We start from the raw sequence: 19,982 nt of genomic DNA, 5'->3' as shown, positions 1-19,982 counted from the left end.
GGGGAGAGGGTTGGGGTGAGGGGCCCTATCCTCGAGCTCAGTTTCTATTGGAGACCTGTACCCCCTCACCCGGATCGCAAGGGCGATCCGACCTCTCCCCGCAAGCGGGGCGAGGTAAGAACAGACCTCATCCTGAGGAGCCACGCATGAGCGTGGCGTCTCGAAGGATGATGCCACCGACCTGACCAACGCGAGCAACAGACCGCCCATGGCCTTCTACTTCGTTCAGTTCCTGACCGGTCTCGCCAGCGCGGCGTCGCTGTTTCTGGTCGCGTCGGGCCTGTCGATCATCTTCGGCGTGACGCGGATTGTGAATTTCGCCCATGGCGCGTTCTACATGCTCGGCGCCTATGTCGCGTTCACGTTGACCGAGCGCCTCTCCGGCGCGCTCGGCTTCTGGGGTGGCATCGTCGTCGCAGCGCTGGTCGTCGCCGTGGTCGGCGTGATCGTCGAGATGGTGCTGCTGCGGCGGATCTATCACGCGCCGGAACTGTTCCAGCTGCTCGCGACCTTCGGCCTGACCTTGATGGTCGAGGATCTCGTGGTGCTGATCTGGGGGCCTGACGATCTCCTCGGCCGCCGCGCGCCGGGCTTCAAGGGCGCGGTCGATTTCTTCGGCCAGAACATCCCGACCTACGACCTGTTCCTGATCGGGCTCAGTCCGGTCGTGCTTGGCGTCCTGTGGCTGCTGTTCCAGCGTACCCGCTGGGGTGTGCTGGTGCGCGCGGCGACGCAGGACCGCGACATGGTCGCAGCGCTCGGCGTCAATCAGAAATGGCTGTTCACCAGCGTGTTCGCGCTCGGCGTCTTCCTCGCGGCGCTGGGCGGCGCGCTGCAGATCCCGCGCGACGCGGTGCATCACGCGCTCGATCTGCGTATCATCGTCGACGTGTTCGTCGTGGTTGTGATCGGCGGGCTCGGCAGTATCATCGGCGCGTTCGTGGCCGCGGTGCTGGTGTCGGAACTCAACGCCTTCGGCATTCTGATCTTCCCGAAGATCTCCATCATCCTGGTATTCCTTGTCATGGCGGTGGTGCTGATCGTCCGTCCCTGGGGCCTGTTCGGCAAGCCGGAAGCCGCCGCGCGCCGCACGCCGGGGCTGACCGTCAATCCGTGGCGGCCGCTCACATCAAATGAACGCTGGCTGGCAATGGCCGGGCTTGCGGTCGCGGCGATGCTGCCGCTGTTCGCCGGCAATTACGCGCTCACCGTCGGGTCGGAGATCGCGATCTTCGTGATCTTTGCCGCCAGCCTGCATTTCCTGATGTCGGTCGGCGGCCTCGCTTCATTCGGCCACGCTGCCTATTTTGGGCTCGGCGCTTACGGCGTCGCGTTCCTTGCCAAGATGGCGGGGCTACCGATGGTCGTCTCGCTGCTCGTCGGCCCGCTGCTCGGTCTGGTCGGTGCTGCCATCTTCGGATTCTTTGCTGTGCAATTGTCCGGCGTCTATTTTGCGATGCTGACGCTGGCGTTCGCGCAGATCGTCTGGTCGATCGCGTTCCAGTGGGTCACGGTGACCGGAGGCGACAACGGGATTCTGGGAGTCTGGCCCGAAAAATGGGCGGCGGGCCCGGCGAGTTTCTACTGGCTGTCGCTCGGCGTCGCCGCGATCGCGGTGGCCATATTGCGAGTGATCGTGTTCTCGCCGTTCGGTTTCGCGCTGCGCGCGACCCGGGATTCGCTGCTGCGCAGCGAAGCCATCGGCATCAACGGCAAGCGTGTGCAGTGGACCGCGTTCGTGATCGCCGGGACCGTCGCCGGATTTGCCGGTGCGTTGTTCGCGTACCTGAAAGGCAGCGTGTTCCCCGACAGCCTCGGCATTTCGCTGTCGGTCGATGCGCTGGTGATGGTGCTGCTCGGCGGCGTCGAGACCGTCTCCGGCGCCGTGGTCGGCGCCATCGTCTTCAAGGCGCTCAACATCTGGCTGGTGAGCCAGACCGATTTGTCCAAGCTCGTGCTCGGCGGCTTCGTCGTGCTGATCGTGGTGGCATTCCCCAAGGGCATCGTTGGGGTGCTGGAGACGATCCGCAATCGCCGCAAGTCTTCAACGTCTGAATCATCGTCTAAGTCGTCCTTGGCCACTTCCCGGATCGAGACCGCCGAATGAGCATGGTCCCCACATTGCTGTCGGTCGAGAACCTGAGCAAATCCTATGGCGGGGTTCACGCCGTGCGGAGCGTTTCGTTTGCGCTGCGCGCCGGCGAAATCCTGGCGCTGATCGGACCCAATGGCGCAGGCAAGAGCACCTGTTTCGACATGCTCAACGGCCAGAACACCCCCGACAGCGGCCGGATCAATTTGCTGGGCGAAGACACCGTCGGTAAAAAGCCGCGCCAGGTCTGGCGGCTCGGTGTCGGCCGCACTTTCCAGATCACCGCGACATTCCCGACCATGACCGTGCGCGAGAACGTGCAGGTCGCACTGGTGTCGTACGGCCGGCAATTATTCAATCTCTGGGGCTCGACGGCGCGCTACGCCCGCGAAGAAGCCGGCCGGCTGCTTGACCTCGTCGGCATGGGCGCCTATGCCGGGCGTCCCTGCGGCGAGCTCGCCTATGGCGATCTGAAGCGGCTGGAACTTGCAATCGCGCTCGCCAACCAGCCAAAGCTTCTGTTGATGGACGAGCCGACCGCGGGCATGGCGCCGCGCGAGCGCATCGAACTGATGCGGCTCACCGCGCAGATCGCCCGTGAAAAGTCGATCGGCGTACTCTTCACCGAACACGACATGGACGTGGTGTTCGAACATGCCGACCGCATCCTCGTGCTCAATCGCGGCAGCCTGATCGCCGAGGGCACACCGGAGCAGGTCCGCGGCAATCCGCAGGTCCGCGCCATCTATCTCGGCGAGGGTCTGGTCTATGATTCGCGCCACCGCGAGGGAGCCGGCGCATGAAGCTCTCGGTGCAGGACCTCAACAGCTATTATGGCCCGGCGCATATCCTGTTCGATATTGCGCTTGAAGTCGGAGAGGGCGAGGTCGTCGCGCTTCTTGGCCGCAACGGCGCCGGCAAGTCCACCACCTTCCGTTCCATCGTCGGTCTGGTCCAACAGCGCTCCGGCCGTATCCTGTTCGAAGGCAGGGACGTCTCCACTGAGCCGACGCATGCGATCGTGCGCGGCGGGCTCGGCTACGTGCCGGAAGAGCGGCGCATCTTCACGGATCTGACGGTCGAGGAAAATCTCGAAGTCGGCCGACAGCCGAAACGTCCCAATGCGCCGTATTGGACCCGCGAAAAGCTGTTCACGCTGTTTCCGAACCTTGGCGAGATGCGCGGGCGTCCTGGCGGACGCATGAGCGGCGGCGAGCAGCAGATGCTGACGATCGCGCGGACGCTGATGGGCAATCCATCCCTGGTGCTGCTCGATGAGCCTTCCGAGGGGCTGTCGCCGAAGATCGTGGAGCAGATGGTCGACGCCATCCTGGCCATGAAGAAGGAAGGCGTCAGCATCCTCGTCTCCGAACAGAATTTGCATTTCGCCCGGCTGATCTGCGACCGCGCCTACATCATCGAGCGCGGAAAGATCTGCTATGGCGGCACGATGGCTGAACTCGACGCGCGTCCGGACATCCGCGACGCGCATCTGTCGCTGTAAACGGCGGCGGCAAACAAGAAGAGAGAGCGCAGATGGGCAGGAGTGTTTCGGCGAAACGGAGCGTCAAGCCTACGCGGCCGTCCTACATTCTGGACGAGCAGGTCGGCTTCATCCTGCGTCAGGTCTGGCAACGCCATTCGACGATTTTCGCCCGCGAGATCGGCATCAATCTGACCCCGACGCAATGGGCCGCAGTTGCGAAGCTGACTGAGACCGGTCCGTGCTCGCAAAATCTGCTGGGACGCCTGACCGCGATGGACGTTGCCACCATCAAGGGTGTGATCGACCGCCTCACGGCGCGCGGCCTGACCGAGACCAGCCCGGATCCCGAGGACGGCCGCCGCCTGCTGGTGAGTCTCACGCGGGCAGGGCAGCAGCTCGCTGAAAAAGCCGCGCCCAATGCGCTCGCGATCACCCGGGAGACCCTGGCGCCGCTCGACGCCAAGGAGCGCGAGACGCTGATGGCGCTGCTGGACAAGCTGCGGTGACGTGCCTTGGTCAGTGTCAATCGCGGTGACGCCGCAGCGTTCGGGCTACTCCGCGAGGCTGAGCACCAGTGCAACAGCTCCGACCAGGATGAGGCTGATTGCCCATGACGTATCCAGATTGAACCAGCTCCGCGATACGAATTTGAGGCCAAGATAACGGTACACCAGCCACGCCAGGAATCCGCCGGCGGCAATCATCGCGACGGCGTGGACGACGGCGACCAGCCCGGCCATACCGAGATTGGCGTTGATGAGGCTCAGAGCTGCCTCGTGGCCCTTGTCGAGGTCGGCCTCCCGGCAGAGGCCGAGATAGATCGGCACCAGCATCAGGCCCGCGCCGTGCGCGATTGCCACGGCAAAGGACCACAGCCCCAGTTGCGTCGGCCGTATCCGCGCCAACGCTCTTGGATGGCGCCGATCGACAAGTCGGAAGATGCCGAACCCGATGACAAGGAAGCTGGCGCCGATCTGGATCTGGCGCTGCCATTCGACGAGGGTGACCAGCAGCGCGAAGGGTAGGAGCACCAGCAGCATCGCCAGCAGATGGCCGGCTGTCAGCGGCACCAGCGCGGCACCGAGGGCACGCGTCGTCCTTTCCATCAATCCGGCGGATACAGCGAGCGGCCATCCCATTCCCGGATTTACTCCGTGGTAAAGGCCGCTCGCGATGACAGCCAGCCAGAGCCAAGCCGGTGTCCAATCCGCCGTGCTCACATTCAAGCCGACGGATAGCAGAATGAATCGGTCGAACAGTCTCCACCGTCGAGCCTGATCTGATGCGCCCGGTATCCGTCGGGGAAGCTCACGCAATAGTCCTTTGCCAGTTCGAGGCCGCCTTTCGGGTTGGCATTGGCCATCACCTCGACGCCCGGAATGCCCTGCGGATAGAATTGGTCGTCCCAGGTCGAGTAGAGTGAGTTGGTCCAATAGACGCGTTTGCCGTCGCGGCTGATCTCGACCATCTGCGGTCCGCCGGCATAGGCCTTGCCGTTCGGATGCGGCGTGCGGCGCGCGATGCCGCCGATATGGACCGATCCGGCAAGCTCGGGCTTTCTGGGGTCACTGACATTGTATTGACGCATCTCGCCGGTGCCCCAGCAGGCGACGTAGAGAAACTTGTCATCCATCGACAGGTCGATGTCGGACACCAGCGGCGGCACGGCGCCAAAGCCCTGCAGAAGCGGCGGCAACTGCTCCTTTGCCGCGGGCTCGGGCGGGATCGTGGCGGTCTTCTCGATGTGAAATTTTCCGCCATCGCGCCACCAGGTCCAGATCGAGCCTTCCAGGTTCGTGGTGTCGACCACGACGCCCAGGAAGCCGTACTCCTTGACGGGATCATGCGCCGGACGCACCTCCAGTGCCATTTGATGGTTGGCACCGAGGTCGATGGTCTGGACGTTTCGCCGGGCCCGCAGGTCCCAGAAGTGGATCCGATGGCCGTATTTGTTCGAGAGCAGATCTTCCGGCACGATCCCGTTCTCGAACTGCGGCGGCAGCGCCCACTCGCTGCTCACCATGTAATCGCGCGGCAGGTTCCACCAGAAATCATAGTGCTTCTCTTGAGGACCGCGATCGATTTCCCACCGTCCGAGCACTTCGAATGTCTCGCAATCCATGATGAAGATGCCGGGCGGTCCATCGGTGCCATCCTTGCCGCCGCCGCCGAGCGTAGAAACGTAAATACCATCCGGTCCGCAATGGATCGTGTGCGGCCTGGAGTACCCAGTCTTTCTGAAGACCTCGTCGGGCTCGATGATCTTGTGAATTTTCGCCTGGGTGGGATCTGGTTTGGTATCGACGATGTAGATCCGGGAGGACCGCATGCCGGGGATGATGAGGTAGCGGCGCTCGAGGAAGGCGTGCCCGGTGAGCGGTGACAAGGCCGATGAGCAGGCGTTCCATCCGAAATGGTGAAACTCGTCGCCCTTGTTGGGCATCGTCACGGTGTGGACGATCTGACCGAAACGCGAAGAGCCGGGCTTGACGTCGATCACGGCAAGCGCGTCGGGTTTTGAAAAGTCCGGGCTTAGCAGCAAGGTGTAGGCGAAGCTCTCTGGCGGAGCTTCCATCGCAAGCTTCGGCGACGCGTGAAACGTGGGGTCTGGTCTCATCGTCATCGTACTGCCTCCCTGGTTGCCTTGGTGGGTACCAACATGGCTCAGCGGCATGCAGCAGAACTAACTCGGCTCGTTGAGTCCTCTTGACTGTGCCGCCGGCGGGGTTCGCTTGTTGTGATCATACACCTCAACGCCATCAGGCGAAAGAAACGATCCGGGCTCCGATCCCGCGGTGGCCGGGAAGGCCGCACTGCACGCGCCCGCCATCTCGAGACAAATGCTGGCGTCGCTCAACGCCAGGGGGCGCGAGATGCTGATGGATTTGTTGAGCGAGATGCGGTGATTGCGGGTAGGGCGGGAATTTCACATAATTGCGCCGGGTTGGATTCGGACACTGGGCGGGGAGCGTAATGAGCGACTGGTTGCACAATCTGCCTGTGCCAGTGATGGCGCTTTCGATCTTCGCCTTCACCTATCTGCTTGCAATCATCATCTTCGCAACGGTTGCGGCGCTCGCGACGGGAGAACGCGCGAAATCATTCCAGGCGATTTCGCCGGGCATGCTGCCGGTGCTGGGCATCATCTTCGGCCTGTTCGTCGCCTTCATCGCCGCCCAGGTCTGGAGCGAAAATGATCGCGCCAGTACGGCGGTGAGCCGTGAGGCGAGCGCGCTGCGAGCCGCCGTGCTGCTCGCCGCCGGCCTGCCGCCGGAACAGGAGGGCCGGGTGCGCGATCTCGTTCGCGGCTATATCGAGCAAACCGCCAAGGTTGAATGGCCGATGATGGCAGGGCAGACAGCCTCGCTGAGGCCGGCTCCTCCCGCTCTCATCGAGGCGCTGCAACTCGTTGTCTCGATGTCACCGCAGGGGGCGGGCCAGCAGACCGCGCAACGCGAGATCATCAGCGCATTGGGAACGGCGCTCGATGCGCGCCGGCAGCGGATCATCATCAGCCAGGCCGAGGTCAATCCGGTTAAATGGTGGAGCCTGTATTTGCAGGCGATTTGCGAACTCTTCGTGATCGCGCTCGTTCACTGCGGTAACCGGCTGGCGTCGGGGATTGCGATGGCGCTGTTCGCGACCGGGGTCGCCGCCTCAGTGTTGCTGATCGCCGCCCACGACCGGCCATTCACTGGTCAAATTTCGGTCGGACCGGAGCCGCTTCTGCAGATCATGCCGGATGCGTCGGCGGGCCGGTGAGCGCTGTATTCTGCGCGCGGGAGATCAAACGAGGCCCGGAGTGCCTAGGAGTCCGGGCCTCGCGATCAAACAACCCCTTGGACATCGGTGTGATGACCGAAGTCCATCCCCCAGCTGTTCGCGAACGCCTTATAGGCAATGTCGCTTAAGGTGACTAACCCGGAGAACTACGGGGGGCGCTTCCATCGCGACAACTGTGGACACACTTGCGCTTGCGTTAATCAGGAACACCGGCTCGGCGAAGTCCTTCGTAATAAGTCTCGAACTTGTCGCTGACGACTGGAAATCGGCGAACGAGCAGACTTATTGAGAATTGCGGGTCTAGCTTGAGCAGCGTTTCCGCGGCCGCCTTCGCTTCTGCGTCTCTGCCCATCAAGGCTGCGCTCGAAGCAAGAGCGGTCCAGCCGGGCAGAAAGTTCGGATTATGCTGCACGGCTCGATTAGCCCAGTCACGTGCCATTTCGAGGTTTCCACCGACTTGGTGCACCAACGCCAACGCGTGAAAGATCGCGTAGCCACGGGAATCTCGTGGGCTGAGCCGCATCGCATGGTTGAGGTGCTTGATCGCAACTCCGGTATCACCAGCCCGCGTCCTGACGATGCCGCTTTGCAAGTAGGCGTGCGCGTGGTTCGGGTTCACCGATAGCGCCTCGTCTATGTAGGCGATGCCTTTCGCAAGGTCATGAGCGAACCAGGCAAAGCACTGCCCGGCAGTGCCGAGCATGAGCGGATCGAGGCGGTCCGCGCGAAGCCCACGTTCGACGAGATCGAGAACCTCGGCACGTTCTCTTGGCTCGTCAACATACCAATTTTGTATATGCTTCTGTATGTAGGTGCGCGCCGCCATCGCGTACGCCGGAGCAAACGTCGGATCAAGTGCGATCGCTTGCAGGCAGTTGTTCAGCATGGCCTGAACGGCATCACGCGTGAATGCGTCGGTCAACGCCAGTGCGCGCAGGTAGTAGTCGTAGGCGCCCAGGTTCTCGGGCCGCTTTCGCCGTGTGCGCTCGATTTCAGCAAGCTGGATCGTGGGTTCCAGAATGCCCACCACCGCCTCGGTGATCCGGTCCTGCAAGTCGAACAGGTCTTCCGTTTCACCGTCGTATTTTTCGCCCCACATATAGTTGCCGGTGGCCGCATCGACGAGCTGCGCAGTGAAGCGGACGCGGCCACCGACTCGCCTGACGCTCCCCTCCAGCACATACCGTACGCCAAGCTCGCGCCCGACCTGGCGCACATCCACCGCACGGCCTTTGTATGTGAAGCTTGAGTTACGGGCGATCACGAATAGCCAGCGGTGCCTTGCAAGCCCCGTCAATATGTCCTCGGCCATGCCGTCAGCGAAGTATTCCTGCTCCGGGTCGCCGCTCATGTTCTGAAACGGCAGTACCGCGATGGAGGGCTTATCGGGGAGCGCTAGCGCCGCTTTCAGCGGTTCCACCGGGTTAACTGCCCCGACTGCGGGCTCCTGCTCTTCCAGCACGGGACCGACAAAACGGAAGCCCTTGCGAGGCAGGGTCTTGATGAGGCGCTGTTCAGACCCGGTATCGCCGATCAGGCTCCGGGCGATATTCAGGCGGGTCGTCAGTGCCGCATCGGATACGATACGCCCATTCCAAATCGCGCTGATGAGGTCATCCTTGCTGACGACGCGCTCCCTGTTGCGGATCAGGAAATCGAGCAGGTCGAAGACCTGGGGCGCTATGGCGACGACGTCCGCCCCGCGCCATAGCTCGCGCCGGTCAGTGTCAAATGCGAATTCTCCGAAAAGATAGCGCAAACTGCCATTCCCTTGGGACAGCTCCCATCGTCAATAGGGAGCTCCGGCACCGCTAGAGCGCAAAGAGTAAGCCGCTGGTGAGGTAAATGTAAGCTCAATGTTAAGCGGGTCATGCCCCGCCCTGGCATCCTCTTCCGGGGTAGTACCTGCCCCGGGAGATACCGCAATGAGCATGACCCATAGTGCAGGCGGATTGGGACACACGACCGACTCTGCGTCGCGCATCTTCAGCTCCCTCAGGAGTTGTTGGGGGGCGTTTCGAGAATGGCGCCAGCGCGGACGCTTGGGGGATGAATTGTGCAGCCTCAGCGATCAGGCGTTAATGGATATCGGCATGACGCGTGGTGAGATCGAATACGTCGTCTCGCGTAGGTCCTTTGACCGCGAGGAGTGCGGTCCGCCGCTTCGATGACTGTCTTGATCCGGCACGGCGTGGTTGATCGGCATTGGAGATGATCGGGCGCAACATTCCCCGGGAGCGGAGTTCCGATGCGGGTCATTCGCGTCACTTTGGCCGTCGTCCCGTCTTCGCCTGTAAACAGACTCGTCAAGGCCGGTCGCCATGTCTCAAAGGTGCCATAAGCGAAAGTCGGCACGCTCACTCGATCACCTCGTCGGCGCGCGCGAGGACGGTCGGAGGCAGCTCGATGCCCAGTTCTTTTGCGACGCGGAGATTAATCCTGAGATAGAACTTGGTAGGTCGTTCGAAAGGCAGGTCGCTCGGCTTCGCGCCTTTCAGAACGCGATCAAGCTGCGAGATCAGGTGACGGTTGGCGTCGGAGAAATCCGGCCCGAACGACATAAAGCCGCCGTTAGCGACCCAGTCGGGCGAAGGAAAAATCGCAGGTTTTTTGCTCGCACCGATCAGCTTGATTACCTCTGCCATGTGAGCACTGATCAAGGCATCTGGGGCAAACACGAGAGCGTCAAACCTGGTCAGGACTTCCGGGCCTAAAGCCTTCGCAAGATTAGCGGGGTCATCGATGTTAATGGACTCGACCGTAAAACCGAGCTTACGGCCGGTCTCCAGGACAGGCGCCAGGCTCTGCGCACCGCTGCTTAGCTTTGTCGTCACCGTCCCGAGGCGGAGGGCGCGCGGGACAACCTCCCGCATCAGTTCGACGCGCTTTTCTGTGGTTTCCTCGGAAAAAACCGCGATACCGGTTACGTTGCGGCCGGGACGCGCGAGGCTATCCGGCAATCCTGACCCGACCGGGTCAACGGCCGTGAGTGCGACAATCGGAATTGTTTGAGTTGCCTTGTAAGCAGCCAGCGCGGCTGGCGTGCTTATAGCGAGAATGACGTCGATGCCGCCCTCTCGTACTAGTTCTTGCGCCAGCCGAGGGAGCGCATCAACATTTCCCGCCACATCCCGAAACTCTAGACGAATATCACGTCCTTCGATGTAACCAAGCTCTCTCAAGATCCTGCGAGTTCCTTCCGCCTGCGACGCAACGTGGACCGGGGCGAGACTTATGACGCGCGGTATTCTTGCCGGCTGTTGTGCTCTTGCCGTAAGCGGCCACATCACCGCTCCGCCCAGGAAAGTTATGAACTGGCGTCGACGCATGTGACCTCGCTGGTCGCTCTCCACGCTATCGCCGAACTATAGCAGGCTGGGGCTGTCCGGCGAACGGCATGTGACCACCAACTCGGCGATAGCCATGCCGGCATATCCGGTCTGGGGCAAACTCGGAAGTTCGAGTGCGCAACCGGGAAGTCCGCTTGCCCCTCACAAGGGGCATCTTCAGCGAACCTTCCAGGTCCGAAAAGTACCAATGCCCGACATCACCCCGCCGGTCAGGGAAGGTGGGACGGCAGGGGCGGGTGCACCACGGATTATCTCCCACGCCGCGGAGCCCCTGCGTGCTATCGTGCTGGGTATCGAAAATAGTCGGCCTTAGCCCGGGACGGAGTTGCCGTGAATCGGCGCGATTCCTCGGCGTTCTCGGCGGCGCGGCCATCGCGTGGTCGCCCGGCTTCCCTGATGCGGGTCGGCAGGAATTGAGAAAGGTCTATCGAGTGGGCTTTCTAACATTGTCTCAACTCAAATAGGATATTCTGGACATGTCGACGTTCACCCCGCATGGCGCATGCCTGCTGTGGAAGCCGGAATTGATCTGGCCGAATGCCGTTTCCGACGCCATGCTCGCCGGCGCCTTCTTTGCTACCGCGTTCGTCCTCGGGTTTTTCGTATGGCGGCGCCGCGATGTTATGTTCCGCGGCGTATTCTGGACATTCGCCATCTTCGCCGCAGTCTGCGGCGTAACCCGTCTGCTGTCGATCCTCACTCTGTGGGTGCCGGCCTACGGCATCGAGGCGTTTACCAAAGGCGTCCTGGCGCTGATATCGGTCGCGATCACGGCGGCACTGCTGCTGATGCTGCCGCGAATCCTGGTGCTGCCGACACGCATGCAACTTCAGCAGGCCAATGCGGCACTTGCGGAGGAAATCCGACAACGGCGCAAGGCCGAGGCCATGGTCAAACGTTTTCAGGAGATAGAGGCGAGCGAGGCCCAGGTCCGGCAAGCGCAGAAGATGGAAGCCATCGGCCAACTCACCGGTGGTGTCGCGCACGACTTCAACAACATTCTGACCGTGATCACCGGCACCATCGAAATCCTCGGCGAGGCGGTCAAGGATCGTCCGCATCTCGGCCAGATCACCGATATGATCAGCGCCGCCGCAGCGAGGGGGGCCGACCTGACGCGACATCTGCTGGCCTTTGCCCGTCGACAACCGCTGCAGCCGCGCAACACCGACGTCAACGTCCTGGTCATCGATGCCGTACGGTTGCTACGACCGACCCTCAGCGAGCAGATCGAAATCGAATCGATGCTGGTGCACCATTCCGCGCCGGCCCTGATTGATCCCAGCCAGCTCTCGACTGCGATCCTGAACCTTGCACTGAATGCGCGTGACGCCATGCCGAACGGCGGCAAGCTGACGCTCGAAACCAAGAATGTCGTGCTCGACGAGAACTACGCCAGCATGAACAGCGAGGTTAATCCGGGCAACTACGTCATGATCGCGGTGAGCGACACAGGGGAAGGAATTCCCGGCAGCCTGCTCGACAAGGTGTTTGAACCGTTCTTCACCACCAAGGAGGTCGGGAAGGGATCGGGGCTCGGTCTCAGCATGGTCTACGGCTTCGTCAAACAGTCGAACGGACACATCAAGATCTACAGCGAAGAGGGCCACGGCACCACCGTGAAGCTTTACCTTCCTCAGGCGGCGGGTGTCCCGGACGCGCTGGCCGCCGAGACGGGCATCTCGGGAGGCGAGCACGGCGACGAATCCATCCTGATTGTCGAGGACGACGCGCTGGTGCGCGAATACGTCGTGGCGCAGATCAGCCGTTTCGGGTACCACACACTGGCCGCCGGCAATGCCGCCGAGGCGCTGGCAATAATTGACCGTCCCGAACGCATCGATCTGCTGTTCACCGACGTGATAATCCCCGGGGGACTGAATGGCCGTCAGCTCGCGACCGAAGCGCTGAAACGCCGTCCGGGACTAAAGGTGCTTTATACGTCCGGCTATACCGAGAACGCCATCGTTCATCATGGCCGGCTCGATGCCGGCGTGCTGCTACTGCCGAAGCCTTACCTCAGTTCCGATCTCGCACGGATGCTTCGGACCGCGCTGGCATCGTGAATTCCTTGGGATGGGGAGGTGCTCCCATATTCTCGGGATAGGCGGGTCCCTCAAAGCTGCGCGGAAGCAGACGCCGCTTGAAATCAGTCGATCACTTCGTCGGCGCGCTGCTGGAGAAACAGCGGCACCTCGAGGCCAATCGCCCTTGCGGCCTTGAGATTTATCATCATCTCGAACTTGGTTGGCTGCTCGACGGGCAAATCGGCGGGCTTTGCCCCTTTCAGGATCTTGTCAACATACGTCGCTACCCGACGATAGACATCAGGGAAACTTGGCCCATAAAAGATCAGTCCGCCTGCTTCCATAAACTCCCGGCCGCCGTAGATTGCCGGCAGGCGGCTCTTTGCGGCAAGATCTGCGATCAGACCGCGGTGTGCCTGGGTCAGGGCCTCGAGTCCTACTATGATCGCGTCTGAACTGTTGTCGAGCGCAGCAAAGGCCTGCTCGATGTCCTCGCGCTTGCGAACGTCGAACAATCTGAAGCGCCAGCCGCGGGACTGCGCGCCCTTCTGGAGTTCCTCCAGTTGTGGCGCGGAGACAGGATTACCCATGTTCAGGAGCGCAGCGAGGCCAGTGGTCGAAGGCGCGATCTCCTTGAGCAATTCCATGCGCTTGGTTTCAAGCTCGGGCTGCACCCCGCTGAAGCCCGTGATGTTGCCGCTTGGCCGCGCGAGGCTGTCGACCACGAGCAGCGGCTCGCCGACGATCATGACCGCGGGAATGGTGCGTGTCGCCCGCTTGACCGCAAGCGCGGCTGGTGTGCCGCGGGCGATGATCAGGTCGGGATTACGGCCGATCACTTCGGCCACAAGGCTGGGGTAGAGCGCGGCATTGCCGTCTGCGGACCGATACTCCATGAGAAGATTGCGCCCTTCGACGTATCCAAGCTCTTCCAAACCGCGCCGCAAGGCAGCGAGGTTGGTCGCGTTGAGTTGCGCCGATGTCGGCTCGACCACTGCAATACGCCAGGTTCGGCGGGTCGACTGTGCCTGTGCCGCGCGTTGTGACGTTACCGACGTAGCGACAAGAGCTGCCAGAAATTCACGACGGTGCATGTCCACCTCGATGCTCTGGATCGGAAATAGTGAAATAGTATCGGCTTCGGCGGGCTTGTACGAGGCCCTGTGGGCATCACGTTCGCTTGCCCGCTGTCTCCGGAAAGCCCTCGTTTGCACCCCGGGGCCGAGCGCCGCCAGCTCACCGTGATGTTTGTCGACCTGGTCGCCTCGACCGCGATTGCTGTGCGCGCATGAGCAACAACCGGATGTCATGGCCCTGTGGCACGGGGCGTGCAGTCTAGGCAGTGCTGGGAATTTTAGTGTCCCAGTTCAGGAATAAGCGCCGCCGGGCGATACATTTTGATCCCGGCGGCGTGTCTTTTTGATACTGGCGCCGGCCAGGCCGCCGGCCACGGCCGTCGACCGCGCCAGATGGACGAGCGTCTCTGCGTTCGTTGCTTGCTGTGGTTAATGGTGGGAAATCTGAGGCTGCCGTTCCTTCGCTTCGTAGTATTCGGCCGAGAACTGAATCGACCATCGCGAGAAGAATGTACGCAACTTCTGCGTGGGCTTTTCCACGCCGAACCGTTCGGCGACATGCGCCCCGCGCAGCCACCTTATCGCCGATGCGAGGCCGGCGGTGCGCTCGAGCCTCTCAACCGCCGCGACGCCGGCGGTCTCTGCCTGCCGATAGCGAAAACCGATCTTTTTGATCACATACAGGCGCCTGATGGTTTCATAGCTCTTGAATACGCGCCGCACGAACGGATGTTTCCGGGCCTGTGGCCAGGCTGCCGGGTACACCGGCAGCACCAACAGCTTGCTCTTGGCGATGACCGTTGCGAGCGGATGCAGGAGTTGCATCCAGGCTGGCCAGGACGTGACCTTGGCAAACAATACCGCGTGCATCGCCGTTGCAGCCCCGAAAGAGATCGGGAGCCAAAGCACCGCGCCCAGGATGACGAGCAATGCGGTGTTCGGCGTCAGGTGCCGGCATTTTCGGAACACCCATGCCATGCCGCTTTCAAAGGCGAGGTACACAGCATGTTCGAACGCCCGATAGCTGATCTTGCGCCGGAGCCACGACCAGTTCCGGCGGATCGATGTACCCCACTGTCGACGTTTCGTCTCGGAAAGGGGCAGGAAGCGCAACGCGCCGTTTATGACAGTAACGATGACATTGCCAAGAACCCTGACAGCGAAGAGCGGAAGCCAGACAACCTGCATCGCCAATGGGAAGGCGTAGTCGAGCAGCCGCATCAAGATCGAAAGAATGAAACGCAGCATCTTGTTTGCGGCGAGCGCGACAGAAACAATCGGTATGATGATCACATCGTCGAGGGCGCTGGCGAAGCGGCTTTCCTCGTTCCATGCCGGGTTATGATCATGGGTCACGGTGCAACGGCTCCGGCGCCGAAGACAGGGGATCGTGCCGGCTCAGACTAGCACACTGTGACGGCCAGCGGGTGGCCTCAGATGCGGCCCGTTGGAGCGCCGGCCATATGCCCGTTAAGGGTCAAAAGCGCCCATGGCCGGTAGGATGAAGCGAGTATTTCATGCCCGCCCACGATCTCTGGCACCGTCGTCGCCGGCGGCGTGTCGCGGCTGCGCTGGCGTATTACGGTGAAGTATCAGGGTGACAGTGCACTGGTTCGGCGATGGTCTTTTGAGCCGAACGTCCATTAAGTGCGCCGTCACCGCAATTTGGGCGCGCTCATTCCCTGCGGTCATGCTCCGCGCTGCCGACGGCATGATCCGACGGGAATATGCTTTCGTAGATCGCACGGGCTTCCCGGATCAAACGGGCTCGCTCGAGTTCGGATTTCGGAACAAAACGGATGACTTCGCCCACGGGGCTCTCCAAGGTTGGAAAAACATTCCGACAACAGTTGGTTCGGATATTCATGGTTGTAAGGTCCACTCCGATCACAAGAACTTATTTCTCGATGGATATTGCGCTGTGAAAACCCCATCTCTTTTCGGGGCCGCTGGGGGAAAACTGTGAGTGCAGGTTTCTTTCCGATGTAGGCGGCGCGAGGCCGAAGGCCCCCGGGGGGCGATGGGTTCCGGTCACCGTGTTCTTACGGGTCGCAATTGGCAAACAGCTTGCGACGGGTGGGTCAGCTGTTCGGCATCCATGCACATAATGTGCCGAACCAGGTCATAGGGAGCTCGCAAATGGACATACAGGCTCGTTTTGAGACAGCGCGCGAAAGTGCCGTGCGAGAGATCGCAGCAATCGGCAAGATGTTGGCTGATCTTGTTCGCACCGTTCAACTGATCGAATCCGAAATCGCAGCCGAAGAGGAGCGCGTCCGGGTTTCCGACCGATCCGACGTCAAATATCCGATACTGGCGAGGACGCTGATCGAGCGGCGCGACAATCTCAAGATGACCATTGCCGCCCTTGAACAGCGTCACACCGAGCGAGCGCTGCACGAGCAGATGGCACCCGCGGCTTAACGGCTCGCCGGCGCCGGGCAGGCGCGGCGGCGGCTTCGTCCGTTGCGAAACCGCGAGCTGCGTCTCCATTGCCCCTCATCGCTGTAAGCGTTGACTTCCGCCAATCACCCTGGCGGGCATCGTCGACAGTTCAGGGATACTGGTGCGCACCATGGCATCGGACGCCATTTCGCAATGCGCAAATCCATGCTGTAATCCTGTCCTTCGTGCGCAACGGTCGTCGCAGTCCTTGGCCTCGTAGAACACAATGCGACGACGCAATTTCCAACAAGGGGTTATCGACATCCGCCGCTGAACCGACGAGGGAGATGCGACAATGAACCAAAGCACGATGATCAGTCTCAGTATTCTGGTATCGATCGCCGCAGCTGGTGTCGCGGTTTCCGCGCAGGACAAATACACTGTGCAAGTACCGAATGGCCTCGGGTTCTCTGAGTTCAGAGGATACGAGGACTGGCCAGTGATCGCGATCAGTCAGAGCGGAGGCAGGATCGCTGTGATCGTGGGAAATCCGGTAATGATCGACGCCTTCAGGGAAGGCGTGCCTGGCAATGGCAAGTCTTTCCCGGATGGCGCCAAGATGGCGAAAATTCATTGGAATTCGAAAAAACAAGAGGCGTATCCCGGTCAGCCAATGGTGCCAGGTGCCCAGCATGATGCTGGTTTCATGGTGAAGGACAGCAAGAGGTTTGCGGACAGCGGCGGATGGGGATGGGCCGAGTTCTACTATGACGCGGCGTCCGATACGTTCAGGCCCGCCACTGCAGCGGACCGTCCGCCTCAGGAAAACGACGCGAAGTGCGGGTTCGCGTGCCACTCGGCGGTGCAGAACCGCGACTACGTTTTCACGGAGTACGGAAAGAGGTGAGTATCGGATCGTGTTGACGGACGGTCGTAACGGCCGCGCCGAATAATGGTGGATGTCCGTACCAGGCAACCCAGTGCGGAAATCGGCGCGCCGGCGAGTGCATACGGCAATCGAAATGAGGAGAGGGCTAGGAACGCGAAAAAACGCGCAGGCACTCTGACGTCGCTTCCGCAAGCTGCTCGACCAACGCGCCGGCAGTCGTGTCGCTGGCGAGTGCCGCGGATTGACCGGCAAACAATGCGGTAAGCTCCCTGTCTCCCGTGCCCCCGAGCGGCGCGGTGAGGCTGAGTTGGCCGGGAAACGCCACCGGCCTCAGGCCTGAGGCCACGAGGTCGTCGATCAGTCCGTTTTTCACATAGCGCGCCGGCCGGCCGGTGATCACGTCCGTGACGACAGTGCAAGCGTCGGTGGGCTCGCGCAGCGCCGCGCGATGAGCGTCGAGCACGTTGGCCTCCTCGCAGCGCAGGAAGGCCGTGCCCAACTGTACGGCGCTCGCGCCAAGGACAAAGGCGGCAGCCACCGTTCGCCCATCGGCCACGCCCCCGGCGGCAATGACGGGAACCCTCACCGCATCCACCACTTGCGGCAACAGCGCGAACAGGCCCGGCTGCATGCTGATGTCGACACCGGTGAAGGTGCCGCGATGTCCGCCGGCCTCGGTACCCTGCGCGATGATGGCGTCGACACCGCGCTGCTCAAGCATCCGTGCCTCGGCCACGGTGGTGGCGCCGGAAATGATGAAAATTCCGGCGTCTTTGATGGCGTTGATGACCTCCTGATGAGGCAGGCCAAAATGGAAGCTCACCATCTGTGGCTTGGCCCGCATCAGCATCGAAAGGTGTTCGTGGCTTACTTCACCCGCCGCACCTTTCGGCTCGGGCACCGCTCCGAGACCCTTCGCGTCGAAGTGCGCCTGCAGGCGCGCCCGCATCGGCCCGCTGACGTCAGGGGTAATCCTGGGCTCCGGCCAGAGCGGATAGTTGACGTTGAGGCTGCCGCCGCTCAGCTGTTGGAAGCCGGCGATCCGCCGCTCTGCATCCTCGGCTGAAAACCCCCACATGCCGAGGCCCCCCAGACCACCAGCATTGCTGACCGCCGCGGCGAGTGCAGGTGTACTGAGCGAGCCCATCGGCGCCTGAAGGATCGGCCACTTGAGATTGAGCCTGTCGGTGAACGCGTTTTGGGACCACATCAATCGTTTTCCCATGACATGGACATCGGGCTCGAGCGCGTCGGGCATGCCCGCCTGGTCCTCTGTTTAGTTATAACCGTCGTAAGTATCTTGTAGTTGGCCGAAAGTCTCTCGCAATCCGATACGCGCCGGGTGCCATCGCTGCCGGCGGCACGCGCCGTTTCTTAGTCAACGTAGGCCTGGCACTCGATCTCGACCTTCATTCGTGGATCGACCAATCCCTTCACCTCGACGAGCGTGGAGGCCGGCAGATTCTCGCCGAAATAAGCTATGCGGCGCGGGTTGATTTTCGGGCGTTCCGTGATGTCGGTCATGAAAACTTGAACCTTGACGACGTGCTCGGGCCCGGCGCCGGCCGCCTTCAGGCACTTGTCCATCACAGCGATGGCGATGTCGAATTGGGCAACAACGTCGGACGGTATGCTGCCGTCCTGCGCCTGGCCGACGACGCCGGCGACCCAGACGTGGGGGCCTGCACGGGTCACGTGGCAATAGTGGCTGACCGGCTTTGGAATGTCGGGAACAATGATGCGCTGGATTTTTGGCATGCCTGGCTCGCGAATTGGGATCGACGCCCGGAGGTTAGCTGCAATTAGCCCGGCCGGCCAGCACTGCCGCTCCCATTACTACTTCCGACGTTTCGAGGATGCTTTGCCTGGTGATGACGACTGGGCTTGCAGCTGCCGGACAATAAGCGTCTGAACTCCTTTGGCCAGGAAGTCCAGATTTTCGGTTACTCTTTCAGAGGTGTAGTACTCACCGCAGTAGCGAGCATAATTAGGCCGCTCTTTCCCTCGGATCAGCGGAAGGAACCAGGAAAAGCGATGACGGATATCGGGCATTACGCGCGATGTAATGCCAACCACGTACCAATCTCCGTTGTTGAGACCAAGCGTTGGGCCGCCTGAATCTCCAGGACAAGTGCGGTTTGCCGGCTGAGCAAATCTTAGTTTGCCTTTCTCGCTGGGGTTCTTGTCCCAGAAAACAACTTCATCGACTTTCAGGATCCCGAGAGCATCGCGATGAATCCATCCGTCACGCCCAGCGTGGAAACCATAACCCAAGCGCACGTATTTTTCGAATTTTTGGCCGCGACTGGCGAGCGGCACTATCGGAACGTCCGCTGGAAGCGGTTTTTCGAGATATAGCAAAGCGACGTCATGGGTTACGTCGATTCTCGTTTCGCGCGCCAGTGGTGAAATCAGGTGATCAGCGACCTTGATCTTAGCTCCGCGGCCGCTTGCCCACTTTGGAATCCTGTTTTGAACGCAGTGGTAGGCGGTAAGGACGATTTTATCGGCGATCCGAGTGCCGGTACAAAATTCAAAAAGATAGCGGTGCGTTCGAGTTCTTGTGCTCGGCTCGATGACATTTGCAATGTCAGAAGTGCGAGAATTACTCCGATAATCCTCAACTGACTCTCCACACCCATGGGAGCGAACTCTCGTCAGGGCACGCCATTGCTCCGATCGGTCATCGATACTGAACTCCAACGACATTTGGGCACCATTGTCCTAAGGTGCGGGCGGCCTTCGCTCGGTAGGGGATCGAGGGGTTCTGCGTCGGCACTCGATAACAGTTCGTCAATGCGCGGCGCGCACTTTCCAGCCAGCTCGATCGCCTGGCTTTGACGTTTGGCGAGCACATGAAGCTCGGTGCCGGGGCCAAGGTCAGGAAGCTTGCC

The 19,982-nt window shown here is 61.4% G+C and carries 18 protein-coding genes; 8 read left to right on the top strand and 10 right to left on the bottom strand.

What is annotated here, in order from left to right; translation table 11 throughout:
• Positions 1-208 precede the first annotated feature (208 nt).
• The 4 genes from JQ575_RS18385 to JQ575_RS18370 are packed head-to-tail and all read left to right on the top strand — an operon-like array spanning position 209 to position 4,084.
• On the top strand, positions 209-2,107 hold the full coding sequence (locus tag JQ575_RS18385; RefSeq protein WP_212034623.1) for an ABC transporter permease: 1,899 nt from the start codon (positions 209-211) through the stop codon (positions 2,105-2,107).
• Complete coding sequence (locus JQ575_RS18380; RefSeq protein WP_192734878.1) at positions 2,104-2,895, top strand: ABC transporter ATP-binding protein; 792 nt, start codon at positions 2,104-2,106, stop codon at positions 2,893-2,895. The genes JQ575_RS18385 and JQ575_RS18380 overlap by 4 nt, the downstream gene beginning before the upstream one ends.
• Positions 2,892-3,596 (top strand): ABC transporter ATP-binding protein, encoded by a 705-nt coding sequence (locus tag JQ575_RS18375; protein ID WP_211995753.1) that lies wholly within the window; start codon positions 2,892-2,894, stop codon positions 3,594-3,596. Before JQ575_RS18380 ends, JQ575_RS18375 begins: the two co-directional genes overlap by 4 nt.
• A 32-nt stretch (positions 3,597-3,628) precedes the next feature.
• The gene (locus JQ575_RS18370; RefSeq protein ID WP_212034622.1) at positions 3,629-4,084 is read left to right on the top strand and encodes a MarR family winged helix-turn-helix transcriptional regulator; all 456 of its coding nucleotides are present in this window, start codon (positions 3,629-3,631) and stop codon (positions 4,082-4,084) included.
• 45 nt (positions 4,085-4,129) lie between these two features.
• Here the strand turns inward: JQ575_RS18370 and JQ575_RS18365 are convergent, their stop codons facing one another.
• Positions 4,130-4,717, bottom strand: a complete 588-nt coding sequence (locus JQ575_RS18365) for a hypothetical protein (RefSeq protein WP_249166731.1) — start codon at positions 4,715-4,717, stop codon at positions 4,130-4,132.
• 83 nt (positions 4,718-4,800) lie between these two features.
• Positions 4,801-6,201 (bottom strand): selenium-binding protein SBP56-related protein, encoded by a 1,401-nt coding sequence (locus JQ575_RS18360; protein ID WP_212034620.1) that lies wholly within the window; start codon positions 6,199-6,201, stop codon positions 4,801-4,803.
• 350 nt (positions 6,202-6,551) lie between these two features.
• Here JQ575_RS18360 and JQ575_RS18355 point away from each other — a divergent pair, with 350 nt between their 5' ends.
• On the top strand, positions 6,552-7,340 hold the full coding sequence (locus tag JQ575_RS18355) for a DUF4239 domain-containing protein (RefSeq protein WP_212034619.1): 789 nt from the start codon (positions 6,552-6,554) through the stop codon (positions 7,338-7,340).
• 217 nt (positions 7,341-7,557) lie between these two features.
• Here JQ575_RS18355 and JQ575_RS18350 read toward each other — a convergent pair whose 3' ends face one another.
• Positions 7,558-9,120, bottom strand: coding sequence for a winged helix-turn-helix domain-containing protein (locus JQ575_RS18350; protein ID WP_212034618.1), 1,563 nt, complete (start codon positions 9,118-9,120; stop codon positions 7,558-7,560).
• A gap of 97 nt (positions 9,121-9,217) precedes the next feature.
• Here JQ575_RS18350 and JQ575_RS18345 point away from each other — a divergent pair, with 97 nt between their 5' ends.
• Entirely contained in the window at positions 9,218-9,532 is a 315-nt protein-coding gene (locus JQ575_RS18345) for a DUF1127 domain-containing protein (RefSeq protein WP_312015963.1), read from the top strand.
• 186 nt (positions 9,533-9,718) lie between these two features.
• Here the strand turns inward: JQ575_RS18345 and JQ575_RS18340 are convergent, their stop codons facing one another.
• Complete coding sequence (locus JQ575_RS18340) at positions 9,719-10,648, bottom strand: ABC transporter substrate-binding protein (protein WP_283842626.1); 930 nt, start codon at positions 10,646-10,648, stop codon at positions 9,719-9,721.
• A gap of 539 nt (positions 10,649-11,187) precedes the next feature.
• Here JQ575_RS18340 and JQ575_RS18335 point away from each other — a divergent pair.
• The gene (locus JQ575_RS18335; RefSeq protein ID WP_212034616.1) at positions 11,188-12,777 is read left to right on the top strand and encodes an ATP-binding protein; all 1,590 of its coding nucleotides are present in this window, start codon (positions 11,188-11,190) and stop codon (positions 12,775-12,777) included.
• 83 nt (positions 12,778-12,860) lie between these two features.
• On the opposite strand, the gene JQ575_RS18330 is transcribed toward JQ575_RS18335, so the two are convergent.
• The 3 genes from JQ575_RS18330 to JQ575_RS18320 form a co-directional block, all read right to left on the bottom strand.
• Positions 12,861-13,832 (bottom strand): ABC transporter substrate-binding protein, encoded by a 972-nt coding sequence (locus tag JQ575_RS18330; RefSeq protein ID WP_212034615.1) that lies wholly within the window; start codon positions 13,830-13,832, stop codon positions 12,861-12,863.
• 411 nt (positions 13,833-14,243) lie between these two features.
• Complete coding sequence (locus JQ575_RS18325) at positions 14,244-15,170, bottom strand: hypothetical protein (protein WP_212034614.1); 927 nt, start codon at positions 15,168-15,170, stop codon at positions 14,244-14,246.
• 675 nt (positions 15,171-15,845) lie between these two features.
• On the bottom strand, positions 15,846-16,307 hold the full coding sequence (locus tag JQ575_RS18320; protein WP_212034613.1) for a hypothetical protein: 462 nt from the start codon (positions 16,305-16,307) through the stop codon (positions 15,846-15,848).
• Positions 16,308-16,554: 247 nt separating this feature from the next.
• On the opposite strand from JQ575_RS18320, the gene JQ575_RS18315 reads away from it, so the two are divergent.
• Complete coding sequence (locus JQ575_RS18315; RefSeq protein WP_212034612.1) at positions 16,555-17,106, top strand: cytochrome P460 family protein; 552 nt, start codon at positions 16,555-16,557, stop codon at positions 17,104-17,106.
• Between the two features lie 127 nt (positions 17,107-17,233).
• Here JQ575_RS18315 and JQ575_RS18310 read toward each other — a convergent pair whose 3' ends face one another.
• The 3 genes from JQ575_RS18310 to JQ575_RS18300 form a co-directional block, all read right to left on the bottom strand.
• Positions 17,234-18,346 (bottom strand): nitronate monooxygenase family protein, encoded by a 1,113-nt coding sequence (locus JQ575_RS18310; protein ID WP_249166730.1) that lies wholly within the window; start codon positions 18,344-18,346, stop codon positions 17,234-17,236.
• A 116-nt stretch (positions 18,347-18,462) separates the two neighbouring features.
• On the bottom strand, positions 18,463-18,846 hold the full coding sequence (locus JQ575_RS18305) for a RidA family protein (protein ID WP_212034611.1): 384 nt from the start codon (positions 18,844-18,846) through the stop codon (positions 18,463-18,465).
• Between the two features lie 78 nt (positions 18,847-18,924).
• A complete protein-coding gene (locus JQ575_RS18300; RefSeq protein ID WP_212034610.1) occupies positions 18,925-19,797 on the bottom strand; it encodes a trypsin-like serine protease in 873 nt (290 codons plus the stop codon).
• Positions 19,798-19,982: the final 185 nt, after the last annotated feature.

Origin of the sequence: Bradyrhizobium sp. JYMT SZCCT0428 (genome assembly GCF_018131075.1) — a bacterium.
Classification (GTDB): Bacteria; Pseudomonadota; Alphaproteobacteria; order Rhizobiales; family Xanthobacteraceae; genus Bradyrhizobium.
Note: the sequence above shows the minus strand (reverse complement) of the source record. Positions and strands in the feature narration are given on the sequence as shown.

Bases quoted from the DNA above. Each gene is read 5' to 3' on its own strand.
- JQ575_RS18375 (WP_211995753.1), top strand. From the start codon at position 2,892: ATGAAGCTCTCGGTGCAGGACCTCAACAGCTATTATGGCCCGGCGCAT.
- JQ575_RS18305 (WP_212034611.1), bottom strand. From the start codon at position 18,846: ATGCCAAAAATCCAGCGCATCATTGTTCCCGACATTCCAAAGCCGGTC.
- JQ575_RS18320 (WP_212034613.1), bottom strand. From the start codon at position 16,307: ATGGAGACGCAGCTCGCGGTTTCGCAACGGACGAAGCCGCCGCCGCGC.
- JQ575_RS18340 (WP_283842626.1), bottom strand. From the start codon at position 10,648: ATGTGGCCGCTTACGGCAAGAGCACAACAGCCGGCAAGAATACCGCGC.
- JQ575_RS18330 (WP_212034615.1), bottom strand. From the start codon at position 13,832: ATGCACCGTCGTGAATTTCTGGCAGCTCTTGTCGCTACGTCGGTAACG.
- JQ575_RS18300 (WP_212034610.1), bottom strand. From the start codon at position 19,797: ATGTCGTTGGAGTTCAGTATCGATGACCGATCGGAGCAATGGCGTGCC.
- JQ575_RS18360 (WP_212034620.1), bottom strand. From the start codon at position 6,201: ATGACGATGAGACCAGACCCCACGTTTCACGCGTCGCCGAAGCTTGCG.
- JQ575_RS18380 (WP_192734878.1), top strand. From the start codon at position 2,104: ATGAGCATGGTCCCCACATTGCTGTCGGTCGAGAACCTGAGCAAATCC.
- JQ575_RS18365 (WP_249166731.1), bottom strand. From the start codon at position 4,717: ATGGGATGGCCGCTCGCTGTATCCGCCGGATTGATGGAAAGGACGACG.
- JQ575_RS18355 (WP_212034619.1), top strand. From the start codon at position 6,552: ATGAGCGACTGGTTGCACAATCTGCCTGTGCCAGTGATGGCGCTTTCG.
- JQ575_RS18370 (WP_212034622.1), top strand. From the start codon at position 3,629: ATGGGCAGGAGTGTTTCGGCGAAACGGAGCGTCAAGCCTACGCGGCCG.
- JQ575_RS18315 (WP_212034612.1), top strand. From the start codon at position 16,555: ATGAACCAAAGCACGATGATCAGTCTCAGTATTCTGGTATCGATCGCC.
- JQ575_RS18310 (WP_249166730.1), bottom strand. From the start codon at position 18,346: ATGCCCGACGCGCTCGAGCCCGATGTCCATGTCATGGGAAAACGATTG.
- JQ575_RS18345 (WP_312015963.1), top strand. From the start codon at position 9,218: ATGTTAAGCGGGTCATGCCCCGCCCTGGCATCCTCTTCCGGGGTAGTA.
- JQ575_RS18335 (WP_212034616.1), top strand. From the start codon at position 11,188: ATGTCGACGTTCACCCCGCATGGCGCATGCCTGCTGTGGAAGCCGGAA.
- JQ575_RS18385 (WP_212034623.1), top strand. From the start codon at position 209: ATGGCCTTCTACTTCGTTCAGTTCCTGACCGGTCTCGCCAGCGCGGCG.